A 22158-nucleotide genomic window follows, 5' to 3' on the forward strand; every position below is an offset into this window, starting at 1 on the left:
GAATGAAACGACCAGCTTGAGGTGATCGGACGTTTGACGGGGGATAGATTTGCACTGGGAAGCGAGGACTTCTGCGTCATCGAATCGGCAGGATGGAGCGTGGGGTGATGCTTCTGGACAAGGTGGTTGGTCAGGTTGTCTGCTCGAGCATGAGCAGACAACCATTCCGAAAAACCTTAATCCACAACGCCGATACGCTGCTCATCCGGCCAGAACAACGCGGCTTGCCCGCACGCCTGGCCTTGCGAATTCAATAAGGTCCACACCACACCTGCGTAGATCATGAACGGTTGATTATTCGCATCCACTCGCCAGCCGCTGTAGCCCTCAGCGATGCCGTTGGCGGTGACTTGCTCCAGCAATACCTGACGCTGAGCACGATCGAGCTCCGAGGCGCTGAAACGTGAGGGCATGCCGATGAAACTGTCGCGCGGGTACTTGAAGCATTGCAGCGCGCATTCGTTCACGTAGGTAAAGCGCGGGTCCGTGGCGCCATCGTGGGCCAACAGGCTATAGGGAGCTTGTGTATGCAGCCAGGTGAGGCGTTGTTGCGAGTCCAGTTGCCGAGGGGACGGCAGTCCGTGGCCGGTCCAATGTCGGTAGCTTTCATCGAGCATCTGTATGAACTGTTCTTGAGACACCTGTCACCTCGCATCGTCAGTTGGAAACGTTTGCCCTTCGGTAGCCCGCCATAGCGAGCGCAAGATCGCCAGGATGCTGTCGGCCCCGTCGCTGCTCTAAGCCGCCAGTGGTGTAATCAACGAGCACGCAAAGATACGTTTATTAGAAACTTTATTTCTGAAACAGCACGCTATATCCAGGCGGCAACGGTAAGTTGATATTATTTTGCCATCCCGGTCGCCTGGCTTCAATGAAGGAATACGTTATCGAAGAGCCTATTCTCTGGGTTTACATCATAAGTCATTATGATATATTTAGGATGTGTGATATTTAAAGATTGATAAATTAAATTTAATTATTATTTGTCGGTCAGTGAAGGTAGTCTGGTTTAAATGTTGCCAGAGGGCAAGGATGAGCGTTCTTGCGTCAAGCACCACAGGGATTAACGTAATAAACTGCCCGCTAATATGAGTGACTGTCATGAGTGATATTCTAAACAAAATAAAACATTACAAACTTCAAGAAATAGAGGCGGCGAAAGCTGACTTGCCATTCAGCCGCCTTGAACAGCGTGCCCTCGAACAGTCCAGCCCACGCGGTTTTTATAAAGCACTGAAAGCAAAAGAGCAGCAGGGCCTGATAGGCTTAATTGCAGAAATCAAAAAAGCAAGTCCATCAAAAGGCCTGATTCGCGAAGACTTCAACCCGCCCGAGCTGGCGAAGGCTTATGAAACCGGTGGCGCCGCCTGTTTATCCGTTCTGACCGACACGCCAAGCTTCCAGGGCTCGCCGCAGTTTCTCATCGATGCGCGAAACGCTTGCGCCCTTCCTGTGTTACGAAAAGACTTCATGTTTGATACGTATCAGGTGTATGAGGCACGTGCCTGGGGCGCGGACTGCATATTGCTGATCATGGCCTCATTGAGTGATGACCTGGCTGCCGAACTTGAAAGTGCGGCCATGACGCTGGGGATGGACGTCCTGGTAGAAGTGCATGACGAACATGAAATGGAGCGTGCGCTCAAACTGTCCTCCCCGCTGCTCGGTGTCAATAACCGTAACCTGCATACCTTCGAAGTAGACCTCGGCACAAGCGAGCGACTGGCATCCATGGTGCCCGCAGGCAAGCTGCTGGTCGGTGAAAGTGGCATCGGCAACCATAACGATTGTCTGCGACTCAAGAAGTCCGGCATTACTACCTTTCTGGTCGGCGAAAGCCTGATGCGTAAAGAGGATGTTACTGCGGCGACAAGAACACTGCTGACCGGCAGTGCTGACTGACACGTATTAAGCTCCAGGCTCAGAGGAGCGGTTGTGCGCTCCTCTGACGAGTCATGTAGGCAATTGATTTGCCCTGAATGCTGTGGAATCAGTATCCACAGCATTCCGACCTGAAGCAGTAGAAACCCTTTAAAGCGAAAACCTCGCCACCAGCTTGTTCATGTCTGCAGCAAGCACTGAGAGCTCGGAACTGGCCGCCGCTGTCTGATTGGCCCCCGTTGCACTCTGAATGGAAAGATCGCGGATACTCATCAGGTTGCCGTCGACCGAGCGGGCGACTTGCGCCTGTTGCTCCGATGCGGTTGCAATCATCAGGTTCATTTCGTTGATTTCATTGATCGCTTTCGCGATCAGGGTCAGCGCTGCTCCTGCTTCATGAGCGATGGTGAGTGTGCCATCGGCCTGATCGCAACTTTCGCTCATGGCCTTGGTGGCCTGTGCAGTGCCCGTGAGGATGTCGCCAATCATTTTCTCGATTTCCTGAGTCGAGGTCTGAGTGCGATGTGCCAGCGCTCTGACTTCATCCGCCACTACTGCAAAACCGCGTCCCTGCTCACCTGCCCGGGCCGCTTCGATGGCCGCGTTCAGGGCCAGGAGATTGGTTTGCTCCGCAATCGTACGAATGACTTCCAATACCTTGCTGATGTCCTTGGACTGCACGGCCAGACGCTCTACATCGACACTGGTGCTCTGGACGGTCTTGCTCAGTTTCTCGATGGCGTCGACCGTGCTGGTGACCCGTGCTGCGCCGGTGCGGGTTGATTGATCAGAGGCTTTGGCTGCATCCGAGGCAGCGGCAGCATTACGCGCGACCTCATCAACCGCAGCGGTCATCTGGTTGACGGCGGTAGCTGCCTGATCGATTTCGTTATTCTGGCGCAGCAAACCTCTGCTCGACTCCTCGGTGACCGCATTCATTTCCTCGGCGGCGGACGCCAGTTGAGTGGATGAATCGCCAATCAGCCTGATCGTATCGCGCAGATTGTTTTGCATCACTTGGGTAGAACGCATCAGATCGGAAAATTCGTCTTTGCCCGTGACAGTAATCACGCTGCGCAGATCACCCTTGGCGATGGTGTCGTTGACCCGCAGCATATTGCGCAGCGGTGTGACGATACTTTTGGTAAACAGCACGGCCAGCACAATCGTTGCCAGCGTCGCGGCTGCAATAATAAAAATCACAAACGTCAAACCACTTTGGTACGACGCCTCGGAGTCTTTTCCTGAATTCGCGGCCTCGTCAATGTTAAGTTGAACAAGTCCGGTCACGGCGCCGTCAAGAACACGGGTCACAGGGGTCACATTGGAGCTTAGATAGGCCAGCGCTTCAGTCGGCGTATGTCGCCGAATAAGTGAGGTGACTTCGTCAAATGCAACCAGCATTGTGTCAGTGTTCTCAGAGACGACCGTAAACAGTTGCACTTCTTTTGGGTTCGCATTTTCGCCCGAAACAAAAGGAACATAGAGCTTGATTTGTTTCTTTAATTCCTCGCTAAGCGTGGCTATCGTACTGGTCGTCGTGGCCATGTCTTGCGGATCCGTCTGGGACAGCATTCGGCGGACTTCCAGTCTCAGGCGCAACATTGAGGCATTGATCCGGTCGGCAACCACCACGCTGGCCAATGCGTCGTCTTCAAGGTCTCTGGCGGTCTCGCGAATGTCTCCCATTTTCCATACTGAAATCCCCCCCAAGGCGACCAATAGGAGCGCAATAAACATAAAGCTGAGTGCTGCGCGTGCAGATACTTTCAGGTTTCTCATTGCCACTGACCTCCTTGTAGAATTTATTTTTACGGTTTTAGAACTATCGGCGACTAAGGGTTTTACTTGAGGGTGGGGAGGTTAGTTGATTTATTAGTTGTGCGCCTTTTTGTATTCTTGATTTTTTAGTGCGCTATTTTGGGGCGAGAGTTTATATAAGTGAGGGATGACTACAGCTTTCTTAATTTGAGCTATTCGTCAGCAGAAGCTTGAAAAATAAGGAAAAAGCTAAACTGTTAGGGTGGCCGGACGCCCACCCTTCAATCATAAAGATTCTCTGACCACCAGCGGGCAATCCACCGGCTGAGAGCCTGACACGTCAAGGCTGTCGATCAGGTGCCGGGCGGCGTTGCGACCGATCTCGTAATACGGCAGTTGCACCGTGGTCAGCGCAGGGATGAACAACTCGGCGATGCCGATCATGTTGTCATAACCCAACACGGCGACATCGCCAGGGATTTTCAGGCCTTGGCCCAGCAGCAACTGGTAGGCACAAAAGGCAATGCGGTCATTGCCGCAGATCAGAATGTCGAACTGCGGACGGCCATCCACCATGTGCCGGGCAAGGATGGCGGCGGTTTCCCAATAGGCGTCATGCTCGGACAGGTTGTATTGCAAGAGTTCGTCGCCAGCCAGACCGAATGCCTCGCAGGCACGCTGCATACCCGCCTGGCGGATTTCCCAGGCCAGGCTCTGTTTTGGCAGGTTGATAAACAGCGGGCGTCGATAGCCCTTGCTGAACGCGTGGTGCAAGGCACGGTACTGACCGGTTTCGTCGTCCGGCACATAACTGACCAGGCTGCTGTCATCGGCTACGCAGTTGGCGAGCACCAGCGGTTTGCTCTTCAAGCGCTGGGGGATATTCACTTTGCGTAAGCCCATGGCACTGAAGATCAACCCGTCGGGGCGGTGCGAGAGCATCAGGTCGATGTTCTGGTCGGTGGGCGGGTTGCTTAGCAGGTTGAGGATAAAGACGTTCCAGCCTGCCTGCTGCGCGGTCTGTTCAATGGACAGCAGCAGCTCGACCGCGAACGGCGTCGTTGCGGTGTCCAGGGCGAATACGCCGATGGTTCGTGTCTGCAGATTGTCGCCGCGAATCCTGCGAGCCGACAGGCTGGGTACGAATTGAAGCTCATCGATCGCGTTGCGTACTCGCTGATACGTCTCGGGGCTCAGTTTTCCCGGATCATTGAGCGCCCGAGATACCGTCATCAGAGACACACCTGCCAGTTTTGCAACGTCTTTAACTGAGGTCATGCGAGGCGGGGCCTGTCGGGTTGACTGATGATTATCATGCTACAGAGACCTGATTTTTTTCGCGACTTCAATGATTTACCGACAGGTATCCCGAGGAGAGTTGCCATGCGTCGGCAATGCAGACTCGGCCTCCGGTTCCATTGGCAATAAGCTTCACCCCCAGGCTGTCGGTCTGTGGATAAAGGCGGCTGCTGAAGCTGAAACTGCCGTTTTGCTCGAACACCTCAATGGATGAGCGATCAAGGAAGATCCGCAGTTCAAGCTGATTCTGTTGTGGATCTATCGCTACGCTGCGCTGACCGCTGACGTGGGTACCCGATTGAGTACGGTCGAGTACCAAACGTTTCAGCGACGCGTCGTAGTAAAGCAGAGTCTGTTCCTGGCCATCCTGACTGCAACGCAATGCCACGCCCAGGTGACCTTCGGTACAGTCGAGCAGGTCCAGATGCACGTGGATTTCGAGCATGTCGCCGTGTATGTCGGTCAGCCACTGGCTACCGGCTTCGCTCCACCAAGGAGTGCCTGGCAGTGACTCGTTGCGCAACGCTGTCAGCTCGCGTGCGGGTTGTACGCAGAGGCGATTTTCGCGCACTTCAAGTTCTCGCGGCAGGCCGAGCATGCCGCGCCAGTGATGCGCTTCGGTTGGGGTCGGGCTCTCCCACATGTCGACCCACGCCCACAGCAGACGTCTGCCATCGGCAGCCACCAGCGTCTGCGCCGCATAGAAATCGTGGCCGCTGTCTAGCTCGATAAAAGGCCCGCCGGTGAATTGCCATTGACTGTCGACCTGGCCCACTCGATAGCCGGTGTGGAACCGGTTCAGTCGCTCGTAGCGCTGTGCCGGCATGCCCTGGGGGGAGTAAAGCAGTATGTCGCGTCCATTGAGGCCAAACAGGTCCGGGCATTCCCACATATAGCCGTCGCCTTCGGCGCCTGTGGACACATAGCTGACGAATTCCCACGCGTGCAGCTCCTTGGATCGATAGATAGGCAGCAGCGGTTTGTCACCCAGGCGTGCGCCGGCAATCAGGTACCAGTGACCATCCTGTCGCCAGACCTTCGGGTCACGGAAATGAATCATCTCGTCTTGCGGCGGGGTGTCGATGACGGCGCCGTGTTTGCTGAAGCTGATGCCGTCGGTACTGGTGGCCAGGCACTGTACCTGACGGATAAAACGCTCATCGCCCACGTCACCCAGCCATGTGTGCCCGGTGTAGATCAGCGCCAGGGTATCGCCACACACCACTGCACTTCCGGAAAAACAACCGTCCCGGTCGAAGTCATCACCGGGTGCCAGGGCAATGGGCAGGTGCTGCCAATGGACCAGATCGGCACTCTTCGCATGGCCCCAGTACATCGGGCCCCATTTCGCGTCGAACGGGTGGTGCTGATAGAACACATGATATTCGCCGCGAAAGAACACCACCCCGTTGGGGTCGTTCATCCAGCCTGCCGGCGGGGCCAGGTGATAACCGGGGCGATAATCGTGGACGAGCTGCGACAGGCCCTCTTCCAGCGCATGGTGCGCGCGCTCGAGGGCGGGAGACATCGGGTTGCTCATGGCGTTTGCAGAAAAACTCATAGGGTGCCTGCTTGTACGAGGTGCGGTGTGGTGCCGGGTGTCAGGTGGTGACTGGCGTCTGCATGACGCTTCAACGCCAGGCCATCGGCGTCGAACAGGTGCAGGTTGCTGTCGTCGAATTGCAGCGCGACCTGGTCGCCCACCTGCCAGCCGGCCTTGGCATCGCAGCGACAAATCAAGGGCTCGCTCGCCCCGGTAGCCAGGTGCACATAGACCTCGCTGCCCAGGTATTCGATACCGGTCACCGTGACGCCAACGCCGTTGTTCGCAGCATTAAGGGTGATGTGCTCCGGGCGAACACCCAGGGTCAGTTGCGCATCCTCGGTCAGATTCGAGCTGTCGAAGGGCAGGGATTTCATGCCCAGTGCCGGGATATCGATCAGACTACTGCGACCCGGTGCCTGCAAGCTCACGGGCAGAAAATTCATTCTCGGCGAGCCCAGAAAACCGGCGACGAAAAGGCTGGCAGGGCGCTCGTAGAGTTCGCGTGGTGAGCCGACCTGTTCGACCTGACCGCCGTTGAGCACAACAATCTTGTCCGCCAGGGTCATCGCCTCGACCTGATCGTGGGTGACGTAGATCATCGTCGAGCCCAGCCGCTTGTGGAGCCGGGCGATTTCGTTGCGCATCTGAACCCGCAACGAGGCGTCCAGGTTGGAGAGCGGTTCATCGAACAACAGGATGTCCGGTTCCCGCGCCATGGCTCGGCCCATGGCCACACGCTGGCGTTGCCCGCCGGACAATTCCCGGGGCTTGCGCTGCAGCAGTTTGTCCAGTTGCAGGATCTGCGCGGTTTTCAGCACGCGTTCGCGCAGGCTGCTTTTTTCCGTCTTGGCCAGCTTGAGGCCAAAACTGATGTTGTCGTAGACGCTCATGTGCGGGTACAGGGCGTAGGACTGAAAGACCATACCGACACCACGCTCGCGTGGTTCCAGGTCATTGACCCGTCGTCCGTCGATCAGCAGGTCGCCAGCACAGATCGAATCCAGGCCGGCGATCAAGCGCAGCAGCGTCGACTTTCCGCAGCCCGACGGGCCAACGAACACAACGAACTCACCTGCAGCGATCTCCAGGCTGACGTCGCGCAGAATACGCGTACCGCCCAATTGCTTGTTGATGTTGGCTAGCTTCAATTTCATCACGATGCTGTTCCTTGTCAGTTGTGTGCATCAACCTTTCAACGCGCCGGCAGTGAGGCCGGAAACGATGCGGCGCTGGAAGATCAGCACCAGAATCACCAGTGGCACGGTCACCAGCACCGACGCCGCCATCAACAGACCCCAGGGCAATTCGTGGGAGCTGCCACCCGAGATCAGGGCGATGGCGACCGGGACCGTTCGTTGCGCGTCTGTCAGGGTGAAGGTCAGGGCAAACAGGAACTCGTTCCACGCGGCAATGAACGCCAGCAGGCCGGTCGTGACCAGTGCGGGCCACAGCAACGGCAACAACACGCGGGTCAGCGTGACCCAGGGCGATGCGCCATCCATGATTGCCGCTTCTTCCAGTTCATGTGGCAGTTGCCCCATGAACGTGGTCAGCACCCAGACGGTGAAGGGCAGGGTAAAAATCGTGTAGCTCAGGATCAGCGCCCATGAGGTGTTGTACAGACCCAGTGCGCGGATCACTTCAAACAGTCCCGACAGCACCGCGACCTGAGGAAACATCGAGACCCCGAGCACCATCATCAGCACCGTGCCGCGGCCTCGGAACTTGACCCTGCCCAAGGCATAGGACGCCGTCAGGCCGAGGAACAGCGCCAGCACCACCACACTCAGCGCAACCACCAGTGAGTTGGCGATGGCCTGCAGGAATGAAGCCTGGCTGAGGACCGCTGCGTAATTGGAGAAGTCGGCTTCGGTGATCCAGTAGCTCACTTCAAACAAGGCGCTGGACGGTTTCAGCGAGGTCAGGACGGCGTAATAGAAAGGGAAGATCGCGTACAGCAGCACGACCCCGACCAGGCCCCAGAAGGCCAGACGCAGCAGCAATTTCTTCAGTGGGCGCAGGTTCATGAGCGCACCTCCAGCTGGCGGCGTCCGAGGTACAGGTAAAGCATGGCAATCACGGCCACGACCAGAAACAGCAGGGTGGAGGCGGCGCTGCCGTAGCCGACGTCCTGGAACTCCACCAGATGCTGGCGGGCATAGACCGACATGCTCATGGTGCTCGAAGAGTTGGAGGTCAGTACGTAGATGACGTCGAAGACCCGCAACGAGTCGAGGATGCGAAAGATTGCGGCGACCAACAAGGCGGGCATCAGCAACGGCAAGGTGACACGCCAGAACACCCGCACGGGATGAATGCCGTCGACCCGGGCGGCTTCGTAACAATCGCTTGGCAGCATCTGCAGTGCCGCGAGCATCAGCAGGGTGACAAAGGGCACGGTCTTCCAGACGTCGACGATGATCACTGCCCACATCGACAGGTCCGCATCTGCGGTCCAGGCCAGCGGCGCGTCGATCAGGCCCAGGCCCAGCATCATGTGGTTGATGATGCCGAACTGGTCATTGAGCATCCACGACCAGATCTTCGCCGAGACGATGGTCGGAATCGCCCACGGGATCAGAATCAACGCACGGACCAGCGCGCGGCCGGTGAACTTGACGTTCAACAGCAACGCCACCATCAGTCCCAGAACCATTTCCAGCCCGACCGACACCACGGTGAAATGCAGGGTGTTGCGCACCGCGTTCCACCATTGCGGATCGACCAGAACGCCAGACCAGATGACGCCGTCGAAGAGCAGATAATTGCTCAGGCCCACGAATGAGCCACTGCCGGTATCCGACAGATCGGCGTCGGTCAGGCTGAACCAGAATGTGCGCAGCAACGGCCAGGCCGCCACCAGCACCAGGCACACCAGCATCGGCGTCAGAAACAGCCAGGCGGCGCGTAGCCTGCGACGTTGTACGGGCGTTTCCCGGGTGACGAGTTCGTCGTCTCCGGGGTAGTCGGTAGAAGAGACAGGCATGTTGATTTCCTTACGTGTGGCTTACCAGTTCCGGCGTTTGATGCGGGTCAGTTCGCGTTCCAGTTCGACCAGTGCCTGATCGACCGGAATATCGCCCGCCAGCACGCTATGCACCCGATCGAAGAATGCGTTGGAGACGCGTGGGTAGCCGTTGGCCGTGATGGCGGCGGGGCGCATGACCCCGTTGCTGAGGATGCTGTGCAACTGCGGGTAGTAAGGCATCGCCGCGAGCAACTCGGGGTCGGCATACAGGGACTCGATGACCGGGTTGTAGGCACCTGCCAGGGCACGCTGTTTTTGCTGTTGGGCGCTGGTCAGGTAGGCAACCAGTTCTGCCGCAAGCTTGGGGTTGCGGCTGTAGCGCGAAACCGCCAGTCCCCAGCCGCCGAGCGTTGAAGCGTGGGTGCCGTTCGCGCCGCCACTGGGCAGGGGCGCGACGCCGACCTTGTCTTTTATCGCGCTGTCCTTGCTTTGCACCAAGGCCCAGACATAAGGCCAGTTGCGCATGAACAGCGCATTGCCCGACTGGAACACGCCGCGGCCTTCTTCCTCGGTGTAATTGAGGACGCCGGGCGGGGAGATGTCGCCGACCCAGCTTTTGGCCAGGGTCAGCGCGACTCTTGAGGCCTGGCTGTTGACCACGATGTCTCCGCGCGGGTTGACCAGTCCGCCGTCCGGCTGGCTGCTGATCCATTCCAGGGCGTTGCACGTCAGGCCTTCATAGGCGCGCCCTTGGAATACGTAGCCCCACATAGTGGCGTTCCCCGCATCGCGCTCGGCCTTTTGCACTTTTTTGGCGGTAGCGGTCATGTCCTCCCAGGTTTGGGGGACCTGCTGTTGGTACTTGTCGAGCAGATCCTTGCGGTAGTACAGCAGCCCCGAATCGGTAAACCAAGGCATCGACACCAGTCGGCCGTCGACGGTGGCGTTGTCCACCTGGGCCTGGAAATAGCCTTGTGTCGCAGTCGCCGGAAGCAGTTCGCGCAGGTCCGTCAGGTGTTTGGCGAGCATTCCCGGCCACACCATGTCGATTTGAATGATGTCGATGTCGGTGGACTGGGCACTGAGGATCTGCTGGTAGAACGACAGGCGCTCGGTCGCAGAGTTAGGCGTGGATACCACCTGAACGTTGTTGCCGGTCTGTTTTGACCAGCTATCGACTGCCTCCTTGCACAGTTGCAATTCAGCGCCGACGGCCCCGCACGAGATCGTCAGATCGGCTGCGTTCGACAGCGCAGAAAAACCGGCAGACAGGGTGAGCAGCGCGGCGGGAAGAAGAGATTTCAGCTGTTTCATAGAGCCCTCTTTATTTTTGTTTTTATAAAAGTTAACGTTAACATCGTCAATGTAGCAGCGTATTTTCGATGTGGCACCCTTTTTTCTTCGATTTGCACAATTTTTCGCTGTAGGGAAAAGGCTCGGCCAACGTCACGAAAACAATAAAAACAAAACAGGAAGTCCACATGCAGAACGCATCAAGATGGCTACTCGCAGGGGTACTCGGTACGTCGACAACCGTCGCCCAGGCCGCGACGCTGGAAGAGCGGATGGCCGCATTCGAAGCCCGTGCCAGCGCTGCGGAAAAACGTGCAGCCGCAGCCGAACAGCAGACCCAGGCGCTCGCCCGGGAGCTTCAGCAACTCAAACTCGCCACCCCCGCTGTGCAGGCTGCCGCGCCCACTTCCACGCCGACTGTGGCAGCCAGCCCCCAGCCCGCTCTGGATGATCGCGTGGCAAAACTCGAAGCCCGCCAGCAAAGCATGGAGAAGCCAAGCGGTGTCGGACACCTCACCGACGGGTTCAGCTTCAAGGGCTATGCTCGCTCCGGTCTGTTGATCAACGACGGTTTGGGCGGCGGTCGCGGCGGGCCTTATACAACCCCCGCAGGTTCGGTCGGTGGAGCAGTCGGGCGTCTGGGTAACGAAGACGACACCTACATGCGCTTCGATCTGTCGAAAGAAATCTATGCGCGGAACGGCACACGCTCCAAGTTCACCGTCTCCATCGCCGATGGCGTTGAAAGCTACAACGACTGGACGGCTACCGAAAGCAAGCTGAACGTGCGTCAGGTATTTACCGAACTCGACCACATCGCCGCCTTCAAGGGTAATTCGGTGTTCGAGAACTCCACGCTGTGGGCCGGCAAGCGCTTCGACAGGGATAATTTCGATATCCACTGGCTGGACTCGGACGTGGTCTTTCTGGCCGGTACCGGTGGCGGTATCTACGATGTGCAGATGACCAAGGACTGGCGCTCGAACTATTCCCTGATCGGACGTAACTACGGAGATTTCAGTGAGGGCGGCGTCGATGCCGATGTGGAAAGCTACATCCTGACCTCCAACCAGTTCTTCGACAATGGTCAGTGGCAGTGGATGTTCAACGCCATTGGCGCAAAGAAAAACGACGTCGGTACGCGCACCAATCAAGCCGGTTTCGCACCCGCAGATTCAGGCCTGCACACCATGTTGGCCAATCACCAGAAGGACTTTTTCGGCCGCGAAGGTTTCTTCAAGACGGCGTTGCTCTATGGGCAGGGCCTGGGTGCACAGGTCAAGGACATTGGCTCGGATGGCGAACTGCTCGACGACGCCCGCGCGTTGCGTCTGGCCATGTATGGCGAGACGCCTATCGCGCCGGGATGGCGCATCGGCCCGAGCCTGCTGGCCGAGCAGAGCAAAGACCGCTATGTCAAAGGCGACGACTACCGCTGGCTCACGCTGAACATGCGCCTGGCCAACGAGATCAACAGCAACTTCGAGATGGCCTACGAACTGAGTTGGCAAACCATGGACCTCGACCCCCAAGGCTACCTGCAACGCAATGCGGTCGACGGTAACTTCTGGAAGTTTACGGTTGCGCCGACCTTCAAGCCGGACATGGGTGACCTGCTCACGCGCCCCGAACTGCGAGTCTTCGCAAGTCTCATGAACTGGTCTTCGGACCTGGATCGCTACAGCACGACCGGCAACTTCGGCAAAAGCGACTTCAACGCCGGTGGTGTTTGGCAGTTCGGCATTCAGATGGAGACTTGGTTCTAGGCACGGTATTCAAAGCCCGGCTCGATGTGCCGGGCTTTGAATCTGTCTAGCGATGGTGAGCCTGACTAAATGAGCATCGAGGCAGTCTTACTGACCCGCAACGCTCTTCATCACCTGCACCCTGAGCACCTTGTTGGCAGCGGTAATGTACGCCCAGCTTGTCTGCTCGCTGGAGCAGAACGTCAGGTTGCTGGTATCGGCAGCCGAGACCAGCAGTTTGCCGAGTGGCTTGCCTGCTGCGGAAAACACCTGAATACCTTCCTTGCTGCTGCTCCACAGATTACCCAGCGCGTCGACTGCGATCCCGTCAGGGATGCCGGGCTCGATGTCAGCGAACACTTTGCCGTTGATCAAGCGACCGTCGCGCACCTGATAGACCATGATGCGATGTGCCAGCTTCTTGTTGGTGAAGTCGTGGGCCATTTGTGAGTCGGCCACATAAAGCAGCTGTTGATCCGGCGAGAAGGCCAGGCCGTTGGGCGAGTGGACTTCGGGGGTGTCGAGGCGGGTGATTTCCCCGGTGTCGGGTACGTAGCGATAGATGAACTCGCCGCCTTGCTCGGGCTTGCCGCCATAGCCCTCGCTTTTGCTCAGCACCCCGAAGGTGGGATCGGAAAACCAGAGAGTGCCGCTCTTATCCGCCACGACATCGTTCGGGCTGTTCAGCCGTTTGCCCTGGTAGGTGTCGACCAACGTATGCCACTCACCATTAGGCTCCTGTCGCACGATGCCGCGCTTGCCATGCGAGGCCGCCACCACACGGCCCTGGCCGTCGAGCGTATGCCCATTTTGAAAGTCGGCCTTTTCCAGCCAGGTAGACACGCCACCCTTTGCCTGCCAACTGCTGACTTTGTTGGCCTTGATGTCACTCCAGATCAAACGGCCATCGGCCAGGCACAGCGGGCCTTCTGCCCACTTCGCCTGATCGCTCAGCAGCTCGACGCGGGCCTGGGGGGCAACCAGTTGACTGAAGGCTGGATCGATAACCACTTGCCGAACAGGGGCGACGGCGTCGGTTGCGCCTGCTGAACCTGCGGCCAGGAGCGCACCGCCCAATAACCATGAGGAGGGGCGCAGAAAGTGTTTTTTACGGGTCGGTTTCATGTGTTCAGGTCCGTAGGCGATCAGTAGGCACAGCTGCCGTTGGTACGTTTGTCAGCCGCACTTGGTTTAAGTTTGATGATCAGTTGAACATTGGGTTGATCACCCACGGTGCGGGTCAGGTGGCCTACACGCTCGTCATCCGGCCGCGGCCGGGACCGGGTATCGGCATTGAACTGCATCTCTCCCGGTCCTTGCACCAGCACACTGCCATCGGTGGTCTCCACTGACCATTGCCCCTGCAGGGTGATGACCCATTGTGGACCCGGCGCGTGGTGCCAGTTGCCGATGTATCCCACCGGCAGCACCGCATAAGCGATGCTTTCAATATCGTCAGGAGAGACGCCGACCCATTGCGGCGCGGCTGGCGGGGCATAGCTTTTGAACTCCAGGCCTTCCAGGCGGCAGTGGCCCACATGCGTGGCACCTTTTTCGTCAGCCCACAGCGTGGCATACGAAACAGGCGGTTGCAGTTGACCGTTGCTGTGAGTCATTTGCGTAGACTCTTTCGGCACCGATTGCACGTCGGCATTGGCACTCGCCATGCCCGCGCAGGCGGCGCAGGCCAGAGCCAGGGTGTATAGAGATTTCATCGGGTCACTCCGTTTACAGGGAAATTCCATGTGTCTGTCGCAAGGCAGCGTATTGCTCAGGCCGGTCGGGTGTGAGGCAGCCAGCGCTGCTGCAAATCCCGACGTATGACTTCGATCACCCACATCCACAGCAAGTGCCCGAACGTTTCAGACAGTAACTCCGACGCGGGCAGCTCCCACAGCGGCGGTGCCCAATGAAACGCTGGCAGGATGACGCCGTGAAACCCCAGGGTCATCAACAGGCCGAAACCCAGACCCTGCCACAGGGCGGTGCGCGGAAACCTGAGTACAAGCAGGCAATAGAACATGGCGAAGAAGATGGAAAAGCCATGGTGGACCAGAGCACTGCCGTAATTCACCACATGCTCGGAATACACATAAGTCAGCTGCTGAGCGTTGATGCCCAGCGAATCAAGCATCTCCACGGGCGGGACCGGGCGGTCCGGCGTGCGAGGCGGGAAGGGTATTTCCGTGCCCCATTTGATGAAACTGGAAACATTGCCCCCGACAAAGCCGGCCAGTGCGGCGACACCATACGCTCGCGTGTTCAAATCAGCGCCCCTTCTTCATAGACCAGGCTGTGGGCGATCTCGCCCCTAGCCGTTGAACCATGAAGTATGTGCAACGCTCATTTATTTGTAACATACTAATTTGATAGCTCATTGATACTAAAAAAATATCAGATGATTGATTTGAAATTGATGCGTCAGTACGTGGTGGTTGCTGAAACCTTGAATTTTCGCAAGGCCGCGCAGCGCTTGAACATGTCACAGCCGCCCCTGAGCGTTGCGATTCGTCGTCTGGAAGAATGTCTGGGCGTGCAGTTGTTGCAGCGCAGTACGCGTTCCACGCAATTGACCGCTGCGGGCGTCGTGTTTCTGGCCGAGGCTCGGCAGACGTTATTGCAGGCCGAACGGGCCTGCGAAATGGCACGTCGCGCTGCGGCAGGCATGCTCGGTACGATTCGCCTAGGCTTTGTCGACAGCGTTGTCGATGGTTTGCTACCGGCGCTGCTGCGTCGCTATCAGGCAGCGAACCCGAACGTCGATATTCAACTGCAGGAGGCCACCCCACCCGAGCAGCTTGAAGGCCTGCGCAATGACCGGCTGGACGTCGGCATTCTGGTGTTGCCGGTCATCGATCCGGGCAATATTCAGATCGAGCCGCTGTTCGAGGACCGCATGGTCGCGGTGCTGCCGCAGGATCATCCCTTGGCCGAGCAGACATCCATCGGTCTTGCGGCGTTGGCAGACCAACCCTGGATTCTGTTCGCCCCGCATCATGGCCCGGGCATGCACTCGCACATTCTGCTGGCCTGCGCCAGTGCAGGCTTTACCCCTCGGGTCGTGCAACAGCCTCGCCAGATGCAGACCACCGCCGCGCTGGTCGCCGGAGGAATGGGCGTGGCGCTCATGCCGCAGCGCTATGCCCGACGTCAGCCGGGGCGGCTTGCCTGTCGCGAGCTGACGGGGCCGGGTACACCTGTCGCCTATGTGCTGGCGCTGGCGTATCGCGAGCTGTCTCCGTGTGCACAGTCATTGCGCGAAGTGATCATGGAGCTGGTTCAGTCGCCGGCGTTCAAGCTGGCGTCCGCCGAGTCATGACACCGTCGCCTGGGCTCAGGCCCCAACCCGCTATTCGCATGCCGGTTCAAATGCACTGAACGCCTTGCTACGGCCTGACTCCAAATCTTGCCCCGGCGCTCAAACCCATGCATCACGTCGATGGGTGTTCGAATCCTCTGCCAATCAAGGAATTCCCATGACCGATCCACGTAACGTTGCCCACGACAAAAAAGTCCAGCAAGAGAAAAAGAACCACGGCGAAGAAATCGCGCCGAATGCCGAGCACGCGCCTCAGCCAGGTATGAAGCCGGCACTCAAGCACGATGATGACGAGCAGGAAGAGCAGGCGTAAGCCAGTGATCTGATCGTGACCTTTGGCGGTGCTGGCTGATGTCAGCACCCGCTGGGCGCCTCTTTCGAGGTCAGCACTTCAGGCAGGCAACAGGAGCTCATAGCATGCTCAAACACATCATTTTCGACGTAAACGAGACGCTGCTGGATCTGGCCGCGCTCGACGCTTTCTTCGCGGGACTGTTCGGCGACAGCCGTTTGCGCACCGAATGGTTTCTGACGCTGCAAGAGTGCTGGATGACCAACACCCTAACCGGCCAGTACCAGGCGTTTGGTGATCTGGCGCAGGGCGCTTTGAGAATGGTTGCCGCACGGCACCAGGTGGAAGTGGGCGACGATCAGTGCAAAGCCCTGGCTGCCGGCATCAAATCTCTTCCTGCGCACAAGGACGTTCATCAGGCACTGCAGTTATTGAACGACAACGGATTTGTGCTCATTGCCCTGAGCAATGGCGCGCTGGAGGCGCTGCAGCAACAGCTCGAATTTGCAGGGTTGACCGACTGCTTCGAGCACATCATGGCAGGCAGCGAAATCAGTCAATTCAAGCCAGCCGCGGCAACCTACCAAATGGTCGCACAGCGCCTGGGCATCGCCACGGATCAGATGATCATGGTCGCTGCGCACGCCTGGGACATCGCCGGCGCTGCCAAGGCCGGGTGTCGCACCGCGTTTGTCGAGCGTCCGGGAAAGGTGCTCAACCCGATCGGCACCCAGCCTGACTTGATCGGTAAAGATGTTCAGGATGTCGCCATTAAACTCTGCGCAGGTAAGTTTTAGCGCTGATTCGCGAGTCGTCCTCAAGCCGTCCCTTATTTAAAGGGGATGACCGATATCTCGCCATTCCGTTCAATGATCGCGTACCTGATGTCCTTCATCTCCACGATCCCTTGCGTGGTTCGTGCGGCCTCCATCACATCGGATTCACTGATGCGCGCCTCTCTCATCCGTTTGGTCAGTGGCTTGCCGTCTTCCACGATGATCGTAGGGCCGCCATCCAGAAATTTGGCCAACCGCTTCGATCGACGTTTGGCCAGGGAAAAGCCGACGTCTATGGCGATAAGCGTGGAGATGATCAGTATCGCGTTAGTCACCGAAAAATCATCGCCCAGCAGCGCTTGCTGAGTGGCCTCGCCAATGATCAGCAACAGGACGAAATCGAAGGTGGTGAGGTCGGTAAGGGAGCGGCGTCCGGCAACACGAAACAAGACCATCAAGACAAAATAAATCGCTGCTGCTCTGAGCACTGCATCCATAAATCGCTTTCTCTCTACGGGTAGATAAACCTGGGCATCGGCAGCGTTTCGCCACCCAGCATATGCATTTGCCCTCGGTACAGTCCCACCCCGTTACTGCGAACAGTCAGGTACAAAGTGGCTAAACCGTCCTTGTCGGCCTGCATCGGAATGACCAGATCACGGCCTTCGCTGTGAAGGGGTGCAGGCTGGGGATTAAGTTTCTCGATCGACACGCCTTCGAGCAGCCCACTGCCGACGACCAGATAACGCATTTCGGAGGGGGCGCCTTTGGACGTGACAATCATATCGTCCTGACTGCCGTTGCGGCTGAAACGCTCGTAGCTCACCTGCAGTTTGCCGTCTGCCGTTTGAGGCTCGACCTGGCTCAACGGCCCTTTGGAAAACAAGCCGGCCAGGGTCAGCACTATCAGTACAATCAGGCCTGCCCAGCCGATGCGCTCAAAGCGCCAGACTCGACGCTGCTGCGCCATATCTTCCTGGACGGGATATGACCGGCTGCGGAACTCATGGTCGTCCGCCTCATCACCGCGTAGTGCCATTAACGTGCTGTCCATTAGGGAAATTTTGTAGGCACCTTATTACGCGTTCACCCCGTCCGCTGTCCAGAACGGTTTACATCCTTGTCATGGCTATGGCCGTTCCGGGTGAGTGGCCGCCTTGCGCAGCCGGTTCGAATGTGAGTCGAGCGAATGCCGACGAGGAGGGCTATGAAGGGCTGGTGAGAGTCTTGCGTCAGTCGTTCATCGGCGCGTGCATGGCTGTCCAGTCTTCGATCAATCCGGCATACAGCTCGACGCATTGGTGGAGTTTGTCGACTTCACAATACTCATCGACCTTGTGCGCCATGCTGGGCTCTCCCGGACCGAGAATAAGGGTGGGCGGATAGCCGATTGCGGGGAGCAGCACCGCGGCATCGGTAAAGTAGGGCACCGCCTTTTCCTCCAGAGGGGCGTCATGCAAGGCCTGACAGCGTGCAAAAACCTGCTGCACCCACGGCTCGTCGGGGCTGGCACAAATACCAGGCAGATCAATCAGGGTGCTCAGCTCCGCGCGGCTGCCCAGATGGGCCGCCAGCCGTCCGCGAATCTCGTCGTGGTCCAGATTCGGTGCAGTGCGCAGGTCCAGGGTGAACGCTGCGTAGTCCGGCACCGAGTTGATGTTCAGGCCGCCGCTGATAGTGCCGACGTTCAGCGTCGGCTTGCGCATGAGTGGATGTGCAGGGCCTACTTCAAAGGTCTGCGCGCGGCCAATGTGTTCGGCGGCCAGGTAGATAGCGTTCACGCCTTCTTCCGGCATGGCGCCGTGTGCCGTCAGGCCATGGCTGGCGCAGCGCAGCCATAGCGCGCCTTTGTGCCCGAGTATCGGGTAGTTGGCCGTCGGCTCTCCGATCAGCAGTGCGCCCAGCTCACCGAGCAAATGGGGCGCGTCACTGCACAGGGCCTTGGCGCCGTCACAGCCGGTTTCCTCTCCGCCGGTGAGTATCAGCCGAACGCCGGGCCCGCGCCGAATGGAATCACGGCTGCGCTGGCAGGCCACGATGAAGGCGGCAATGCCCGCTTTCATGTCGCTGGACCCTCGCCCGTACAGCCGGCCATCGACGATCTCACCGGCAAACGGCGAGTGACTCCAGGTGGCATTGCCGAGCGGTACGGTATCCAGGTGGCCGGTGAACCCCAGCGGTTTGCCGTGTCCGTCGCCCTCAAGCCAGGCGACCAGATTGAAACGGCGCTCACCGAAACGCTGCAGCTCGCAGACAAACCCGTGGCGGGTCAGCTGTTCGGCAAGAAAAGCCGCACACGCTTCTTCATCGCCCGGCGGGTTGAGGGTCTGGAACGCCAGCAGGGCTCGGGTCAGGGCTATCGGGTCATCAAGCATCGGAGCCTCCGGTCAGGTGCGGCGAGTCAGCCAGTCGAGGCTGTTGATCCAGAAGCGGCGATAGCCTTCCCAGTCGAGAAACGCTTCTGGCAGCCAGTGTTCGGAAAGGTCGCTGGTCCACGCCAGAGTGCGTCCGGCACCGACCTCACGCGCGGCGAGCAGCGGGTGCTGAGAGCCTTCGACGGTGGCCAGCAATTGAGCTTCGGGATGCAATTCAACTTCGTTGTAGCCAAGCAGGTACGGCCATTCGCCGCCCAGGCCTTGCAGTATCGGGTGACCACTGTTGATCTGCGGCAGAAAGCCTTCCGGCACTTCGACACGATCGTCGTAAGGCAGGCAGCGCACGGGCAAGACTTCCTCGACAGGCGTTCCACGGTAGCGCGCGCCGCCGTTGATGCCTTGAAAGCTGAAGTAGCCGCCGACCATCATCAATGCACCGCCCTGCAAGACGTATTCGCGAAGGGCTTTGAGCCGGTTGGGCGTACGCTTGCCACGCAGCCAGGTGTCCGGGTGCAGCAGCAGGGTATTGGCACCGATGTCGGAGAGGATCACCGCCTGATACTGACTGAGTGCTTCAACCGTGGCCGGAAAGTCGGCCTGGGCCTGATCGGCGCACATCTGCGTGATCTGATAGTCGCTGTCTGCCATCGCCGCGAGCAAGCGCCGCGCGCCATTGTGCGCAGTGACGCTGTCGAACTGATCGAAGCCTTTGATGTGGGTTGACGTGCTGACCCATGATTCGCCAGCCAGCAATACGGACTGTTTCATGACGTTGCATTCCTCTGCGATGAAAAAGGAGCCTGGAAGCCGCGCTGAAAGACCCGGCGCGGGTTGTCGATCAAAAGGTTTTCGAGCTGTTCACCGGTAACGCCATGACGGCGCAGGCGCGGGACAAAGTGTTTCAGCAGGTAGCCATAACCATGACCGCCGTAACGGGTCAGCATGGTTTTCAGAAAGACGTCCTGAGACAACAGCACTTGCGAGCCGAAACCGTGCTCGATCAGGGCGACGATGGCCCGCGCGTTTTCCTCATCACTGGGCGACTGCGCGTGCTCGTCGGCGAAGTAGTAACCCATGCCGATCATGTCGTATTCCAGAAACGCGCCGCGTGCCGCCAGCGCATGCTGATACGCAGGGTCGCTGTGGCTCGGGTTCATGTGGCACAGCACCGTGTGGCGCAGGTCGGCGCCTTCTGCCTCAACGATGTCCAGTACCCGGTGGCCGAGGCGTTCCCAGCCGGGCAGATGCACCGAGAGCGGCACGCCGGTCGCGGCACTTGCACGGGCTGCGGCGCGCAGTGATTTCTCTTCGTCAGCCGTGAACGCGGCAGAAACACCAATCTCACCGATCAGGCCGGCAATCACCTCGGGCTTCTCTGCACCGCCGCCCACGTCATGAATGATCTGCTCCGCCAGTTGTTCAACCGAGCGTTCGTGCACGTAATGCGGGTGCGAGGGTTCCAGATAGAAACCGGCACCCATGATGATATTCAGGCCGGTCAGACGGGAAATCCGCTGCAAGGCCTGCGGGTCGCGGCCGATGCCCAGATTGGTCGGATCGACCACCGTTTCCCCGCCCAGCGCCCGGTACTTCAGCAGTTCTTCGCACGCGAGGTCGACATCGAACAACTGACAATTGTCGCGGCTGACCAACGGGTTCATGTGCAGCTCGCCGAGCAGTTCGATGCTTACCGGGTGCTCGGCCAGGTGCCGTTCGCCGCAGCAACTGGGTGCGACCCATTTGCCCGAAGCGTCGAGCAGAATGTGTTCGTGCATCAAGGTGACGCCAAGACGCTCGACAGGCACTGGCCCCAGCACTGTCATGGCATGGCCGCTGTCGACGCCGAGGGGCAGGGGTGAAGGATGACGAAACAGGCTCATGCTCCAGCCCTCCCGAGTGGGCGGCCGGTACGTAGAATGCGAGTGTTCAGCCAGATCGCCAGCAGTACGATCAGGCCCGTGGCGATTTGCGTGTAAAACGGTGAGACGTGGGCCAGAATCAGCCCGTTCTTGATTGCAGCCATGGTGAGCACCCCTAACAGTGTGCCGACAATCGTGCCGAAGCCACCGAACAGGCTGGTGCTGCCGAGGACCACGGCGGCAATCACTTCCAGTTCGAAACCTTCGCCCTGATTCGAGGAGCCACTGCCCAGCCTGGCCGTGACGATCATGCCGGCCAGAGCGGCCGCCATGCCACTGAGCATGTAGACCCGCAGCAATACTCCGCGATGATTCACCCCGGCGCGGCGCACGCTTTCAGCGTTGGCACCGATGCCCGTGAGGTAGCGGCCAAAGCGCATTTTGCCGAGCACCAGCACCCCGCCCAGTGTGACCAGCAAGGCCAGCCAGGCAGTCAGCGGCACGCCGAGAAACCAGCCGCGACCCAGGGCCAGAAATGCCGTTTCCTCGCGTGGAACGGGGATCGAATAGCCTTGCGTCAGCAGCATCGCCAGGCCACGAATAATGGTCAGGGTGGCCAGGGTGACGATAAAGGCCGGGATGCCCGCGTAGGCGATGAAGTAGCCGTTCAGCGCCCCGATCATCGCGCCCACAGCGAGTCCGCCGAGCAGAACCAGCGGCCAGGGCAGGTGCCAGGCATTGAGCGCCATGGCCGCCAGCGCACCGACCAGCGCCAGGGTCGAGCCGACCGACAGGTCGATGCCGCCGGTAGTGACCACCAGCGTCATCGCCACCGCGACAATCAGCAACGGTGCGTTTTGCCGGATAACGTTGAGCAGGTTGGCGCCGCTTAAAAAGTTATCGGTCACCAGCGCGAACAGCACAAAGCACAGGGCGAAAAACAGGCCGATGCTGACCACGCCGGGAAAGTCGTGCAGCAGGCGCTTGAACAGCGACTGCGGCAGAATGCGTTGGCGCGTGAGATCGAGCGTTTTCATGGCGTCA

General features: G+C 58.8%; 22 protein-coding genes. 5 read left to right on the forward strand and 17 right to left on the reverse strand.

Annotated features, from left to right (window positions below):
• Nucleotides 1-176 precede the first annotated feature (176 nt).
• Entirely contained in the window at nucleotides 177-617 is a 441-nt protein-coding gene (locus V476_RS15465) for an MEKHLA domain-containing protein (RefSeq protein ID WP_003347002.1), read from the reverse strand.
• 484 nt (nucleotides 618-1101) lie between these two features.
• Between V476_RS15465 and trpC the strand changes: the two genes are divergently transcribed.
• Complete coding sequence (trpC, locus tag V476_RS15470) at nucleotides 1102-1902, forward strand: indole-3-glycerol phosphate synthase TrpC (RefSeq protein ID WP_003317813.1); 801 nt, start codon at nucleotides 1102-1104, stop codon at nucleotides 1900-1902.
• 129 nt (nucleotides 1903-2031) lie between these two features.
• Here trpC and V476_RS15475 read toward each other — a convergent pair whose 3' ends face one another.
• The 7 genes from V476_RS15475 to V476_RS15505 form a co-directional block, all read right to left on the reverse strand.
• Nucleotides 2032-3663, reverse strand: coding sequence for a methyl-accepting chemotaxis protein (locus V476_RS15475; RefSeq protein ID WP_024960594.1), 1632 nt, complete (start codon nucleotides 3661-3663; stop codon nucleotides 2032-2034).
• A gap of 264 nt (nucleotides 3664-3927) precedes the next feature.
• Complete coding sequence (locus V476_RS15480; protein ID WP_024960595.1) at nucleotides 3928-4920, reverse strand: LacI family DNA-binding transcriptional regulator; 993 nt, start codon at nucleotides 4918-4920, stop codon at nucleotides 3928-3930.
• A gap of 67 nt (nucleotides 4921-4987) precedes the next feature.
• The gene (locus V476_RS15485) at nucleotides 4988-6502 is read right to left on the reverse strand and encodes a glycoside hydrolase family 32 protein (protein ID WP_024960596.1); all 1515 of its coding nucleotides are present in this window, start codon (nucleotides 6500-6502) and stop codon (nucleotides 4988-4990) included.
• Entirely contained in the window at nucleotides 6499-7644 is a 1146-nt protein-coding gene (locus tag V476_RS15490) for an ABC transporter ATP-binding protein (protein WP_024960597.1), read from the reverse strand. The genes V476_RS15485 and V476_RS15490 overlap by 4 nt, the downstream gene beginning before the upstream one ends.
• 27 nt (nucleotides 7645-7671) lie before the next feature.
• Entirely contained in the window at nucleotides 7672-8514 is an 843-nt protein-coding gene (locus tag V476_RS15495; RefSeq protein WP_010415692.1) for a carbohydrate ABC transporter permease, read from the reverse strand.
• Complete coding sequence (locus tag V476_RS15500) at nucleotides 8511-9473, reverse strand: carbohydrate ABC transporter permease (protein ID WP_010415690.1); 963 nt, start codon at nucleotides 9471-9473, stop codon at nucleotides 8511-8513. Before V476_RS15500 ends, V476_RS15495 begins: the two co-directional genes overlap by 4 nt.
• 21 nt (nucleotides 9474-9494) lie before the next feature.
• On the reverse strand, nucleotides 9495-10769 hold the full coding sequence (locus tag V476_RS15505; protein ID WP_024960598.1) for an ABC transporter substrate-binding protein: 1275 nt from the start codon (nucleotides 10767-10769) through the stop codon (nucleotides 9495-9497).
• A gap of 167 nt (nucleotides 10770-10936) precedes the next feature.
• Here V476_RS15505 and V476_RS15510 point away from each other — a divergent pair, with 167 nt between their 5' ends.
• Nucleotides 10937-12514 (forward strand): carbohydrate porin, encoded by a 1578-nt coding sequence (locus V476_RS15510; RefSeq protein ID WP_032629425.1) that lies wholly within the window; start codon nucleotides 10937-10939, stop codon nucleotides 12512-12514.
• 87 nt (nucleotides 12515-12601) lie between these two features.
• Here the strand turns inward: V476_RS15510 and V476_RS15515 are convergent, their stop codons facing one another.
• From V476_RS15515 to V476_RS15525, 3 genes are read right to left on the reverse strand one after another with little or no spacing between them, the layout of a single operon-like run.
• Nucleotides 12602-13618 (reverse strand): SMP-30/gluconolactonase/LRE family protein, encoded by a 1017-nt coding sequence (locus tag V476_RS15515; RefSeq protein ID WP_024960600.1) that lies wholly within the window; start codon nucleotides 13616-13618, stop codon nucleotides 12602-12604.
• Between the two features lie 20 nt (nucleotides 13619-13638).
• Nucleotides 13639-14208, reverse strand: a complete 570-nt coding sequence (locus V476_RS15520; RefSeq protein WP_024960601.1) for a cupin domain-containing protein — start codon at nucleotides 14206-14208, stop codon at nucleotides 13639-13641.
• Nucleotides 14209-14264: 56 nt separating this feature from the next.
• A complete protein-coding gene (locus V476_RS15525) occupies nucleotides 14265-14759 on the reverse strand; it encodes a YagU family protein (RefSeq protein ID WP_024960602.1) in 495 nt (164 codons plus the stop codon).
• A gap of 132 nt (nucleotides 14760-14891) precedes the next feature.
• Here V476_RS15525 and V476_RS15530 point away from each other — a divergent pair, with 132 nt between their 5' ends.
• The 3 genes from V476_RS15530 to V476_RS15535 all read left to right on the forward strand — a co-directional run bounded on the left by V476_RS15530 (nucleotide 14892) and on the right by V476_RS15535 (nucleotide 16901).
• A complete protein-coding gene (locus tag V476_RS15530) occupies nucleotides 14892-15812 on the forward strand; it encodes a LysR family transcriptional regulator (protein WP_024960603.1) in 921 nt (306 codons plus the stop codon).
• Nucleotides 15813-15969: 157 nt separating this feature from the next.
• Entirely contained in the window at nucleotides 15970-16125 is a 156-nt protein-coding gene (locus V476_RS28620; protein ID WP_003317799.1) for a hypothetical protein, read from the forward strand.
• A 104-nt stretch (nucleotides 16126-16229) separates the two neighbouring features.
• Nucleotides 16230-16901, forward strand: a complete 672-nt coding sequence (locus V476_RS15535; RefSeq protein ID WP_024960604.1) for a haloacid dehalogenase type II — start codon at nucleotides 16230-16232, stop codon at nucleotides 16899-16901.
• A gap of 32 nt (nucleotides 16902-16933) precedes the next feature.
• On the opposite strand, the gene V476_RS15540 is transcribed toward V476_RS15535, so the two are convergent.
• From V476_RS15540 to V476_RS15565, 6 genes are all read right to left on the reverse strand, one after another.
• Nucleotides 16934-17377, reverse strand: coding sequence for a DUF421 domain-containing protein (locus V476_RS15540; RefSeq protein WP_017278666.1), 444 nt, complete (start codon nucleotides 17375-17377; stop codon nucleotides 16934-16936).
• A 14-nt stretch (nucleotides 17378-17391) separates the two neighbouring features.
• Nucleotides 17392-17919 (reverse strand): hypothetical protein, encoded by a 528-nt coding sequence (locus V476_RS15545; RefSeq protein ID WP_003423120.1) that lies wholly within the window; start codon nucleotides 17917-17919, stop codon nucleotides 17392-17394.
• Nucleotides 17920-18112: 193 nt separating this feature from the next.
• Nucleotides 18113-19255, reverse strand: a complete 1143-nt coding sequence (locus V476_RS15550; protein WP_024960605.1) for a M20 family metallopeptidase — start codon at nucleotides 19253-19255, stop codon at nucleotides 18113-18115.
• 12 nt (nucleotides 19256-19267) lie between these two features.
• Nucleotides 19268-20023 carry a glutamine amidotransferase gene (locus V476_RS15555; protein WP_024960606.1) on the reverse strand — a complete coding sequence of 252 codons (756 nt, stop codon included), beginning with the start codon at nucleotides 20021-20023 and terminating at the stop codon, nucleotides 19268-19270.
• Nucleotides 20020-21135, reverse strand: a complete 1116-nt coding sequence (locus V476_RS15560) for a phosphotriesterase family protein (protein WP_024648218.1) — start codon at nucleotides 21133-21135, stop codon at nucleotides 20020-20022. Before V476_RS15560 ends, V476_RS15555 begins: the two co-directional genes overlap by 4 nt.
• Complete coding sequence (locus V476_RS15565; RefSeq protein ID WP_004415063.1) at nucleotides 21132-22151, reverse strand: ABC transporter permease; 1020 nt, start codon at nucleotides 22149-22151, stop codon at nucleotides 21132-21134. The genes V476_RS15560 and V476_RS15565 overlap by 4 nt, the downstream gene beginning before the upstream one ends.
• Between the last annotated feature and the right edge of the window lie 7 nt (nucleotides 22152-22158).

This window comes from Pseudomonas syringae KCTC 12500 (genome assembly GCF_000507185.2).
Classification (GTDB): domain Bacteria; phylum Pseudomonadota; class Gammaproteobacteria; order Pseudomonadales; family Pseudomonadaceae; genus Aquipseudomonas; species Aquipseudomonas syringae.

Excerpts from the sequence above, each read along its gene's own strand:
- V476_RS15465 (WP_003347002.1), bottom strand. The coding sequence starts at position 617 with ATGCTCGATGAAAGCTACCGACATTGGACCGGCCACGGACTGCCGTCC.
- trpC (WP_003317813.1), top strand. The coding sequence starts at position 1,102 with ATGAGTGATATTCTAAACAAAATAAAACATTACAAACTTCAAGAAATA.
- V476_RS15475 (WP_024960594.1), bottom strand. The coding sequence starts at position 3,663 with ATGAGAAACCTGAAAGTATCTGCACGCGCAGCACTCAGCTTTATGTTT.
- V476_RS15480 (WP_024960595.1), bottom strand. The coding sequence starts at position 4,920 with ATGACCTCAGTTAAAGACGTTGCAAAACTGGCAGGTGTGTCTCTGATG.
- V476_RS15485 (WP_024960596.1), bottom strand. The coding sequence starts at position 6,502 with ATGAGTTTTTCTGCAAACGCCATGAGCAACCCGATGTCTCCCGCCCTC.
- V476_RS15495 (WP_010415692.1), bottom strand. The coding sequence starts at position 8,514 with ATGAACCTGCGCCCACTGAAGAAATTGCTGCTGCGTCTGGCCTTCTGG.
- V476_RS15500 (WP_010415690.1), bottom strand. The coding sequence starts at position 9,473 with ATGCCTGTCTCTTCTACCGACTACCCCGGAGACGACGAACTCGTCACC.
- V476_RS15505 (WP_024960598.1), bottom strand. The coding sequence starts at position 10,769 with ATGAAACAGCTGAAATCTCTTCTTCCCGCCGCGCTGCTCACCCTGTCT.
- V476_RS15510 (WP_032629425.1), top strand. The coding sequence starts at position 10,937 with ATGCAGAACGCATCAAGATGGCTACTCGCAGGGGTACTCGGTACGTCG.
- V476_RS15515 (WP_024960600.1), bottom strand. The coding sequence starts at position 13,618 with ATGAAACCGACCCGTAAAAAACACTTTCTGCGCCCCTCCTCATGGTTA.
- V476_RS15520 (WP_024960601.1), bottom strand. The coding sequence starts at position 14,208 with ATGAAATCTCTATACACCCTGGCTCTGGCCTGCGCCGCCTGCGCGGGC.
- V476_RS15530 (WP_024960603.1), top strand. The coding sequence starts at position 14,892 with ATGATTGATTTGAAATTGATGCGTCAGTACGTGGTGGTTGCTGAAACC.
- V476_RS28620 (WP_003317799.1), top strand. The coding sequence starts at position 15,970 with ATGACCGATCCACGTAACGTTGCCCACGACAAAAAAGTCCAGCAAGAG.
- V476_RS15535 (WP_024960604.1), top strand. The coding sequence starts at position 16,230 with ATGCTCAAACACATCATTTTCGACGTAAACGAGACGCTGCTGGATCTG.
- V476_RS15540 (WP_017278666.1), bottom strand. The coding sequence starts at position 17,377 with ATGGATGCAGTGCTCAGAGCAGCAGCGATTTATTTTGTCTTGATGGTC.
- V476_RS15545 (WP_003423120.1), bottom strand. The coding sequence starts at position 17,919 with ATGGCACTACGCGGTGATGAGGCGGACGACCATGAGTTCCGCAGCCGG.
- V476_RS15550 (WP_024960605.1), bottom strand. The coding sequence starts at position 19,255 with ATGCTTGATGACCCGATAGCCCTGACCCGAGCCCTGCTGGCGTTCCAG.
- V476_RS15555 (WP_024960606.1), bottom strand. The coding sequence starts at position 20,023 with ATGAAACAGTCCGTATTGCTGGCTGGCGAATCATGGGTCAGCACGTCA.
- V476_RS15560 (WP_024648218.1), bottom strand. The coding sequence starts at position 21,135 with ATGAGCCTGTTTCGTCATCCTTCACCCCTGCCCCTCGGCGTCGACAGC.
- V476_RS15565 (WP_004415063.1), bottom strand. The coding sequence starts at position 22,151 with ATGAAAACGCTCGATCTCACGCGCCAACGCATTCTGCCGCAGTCGCTG.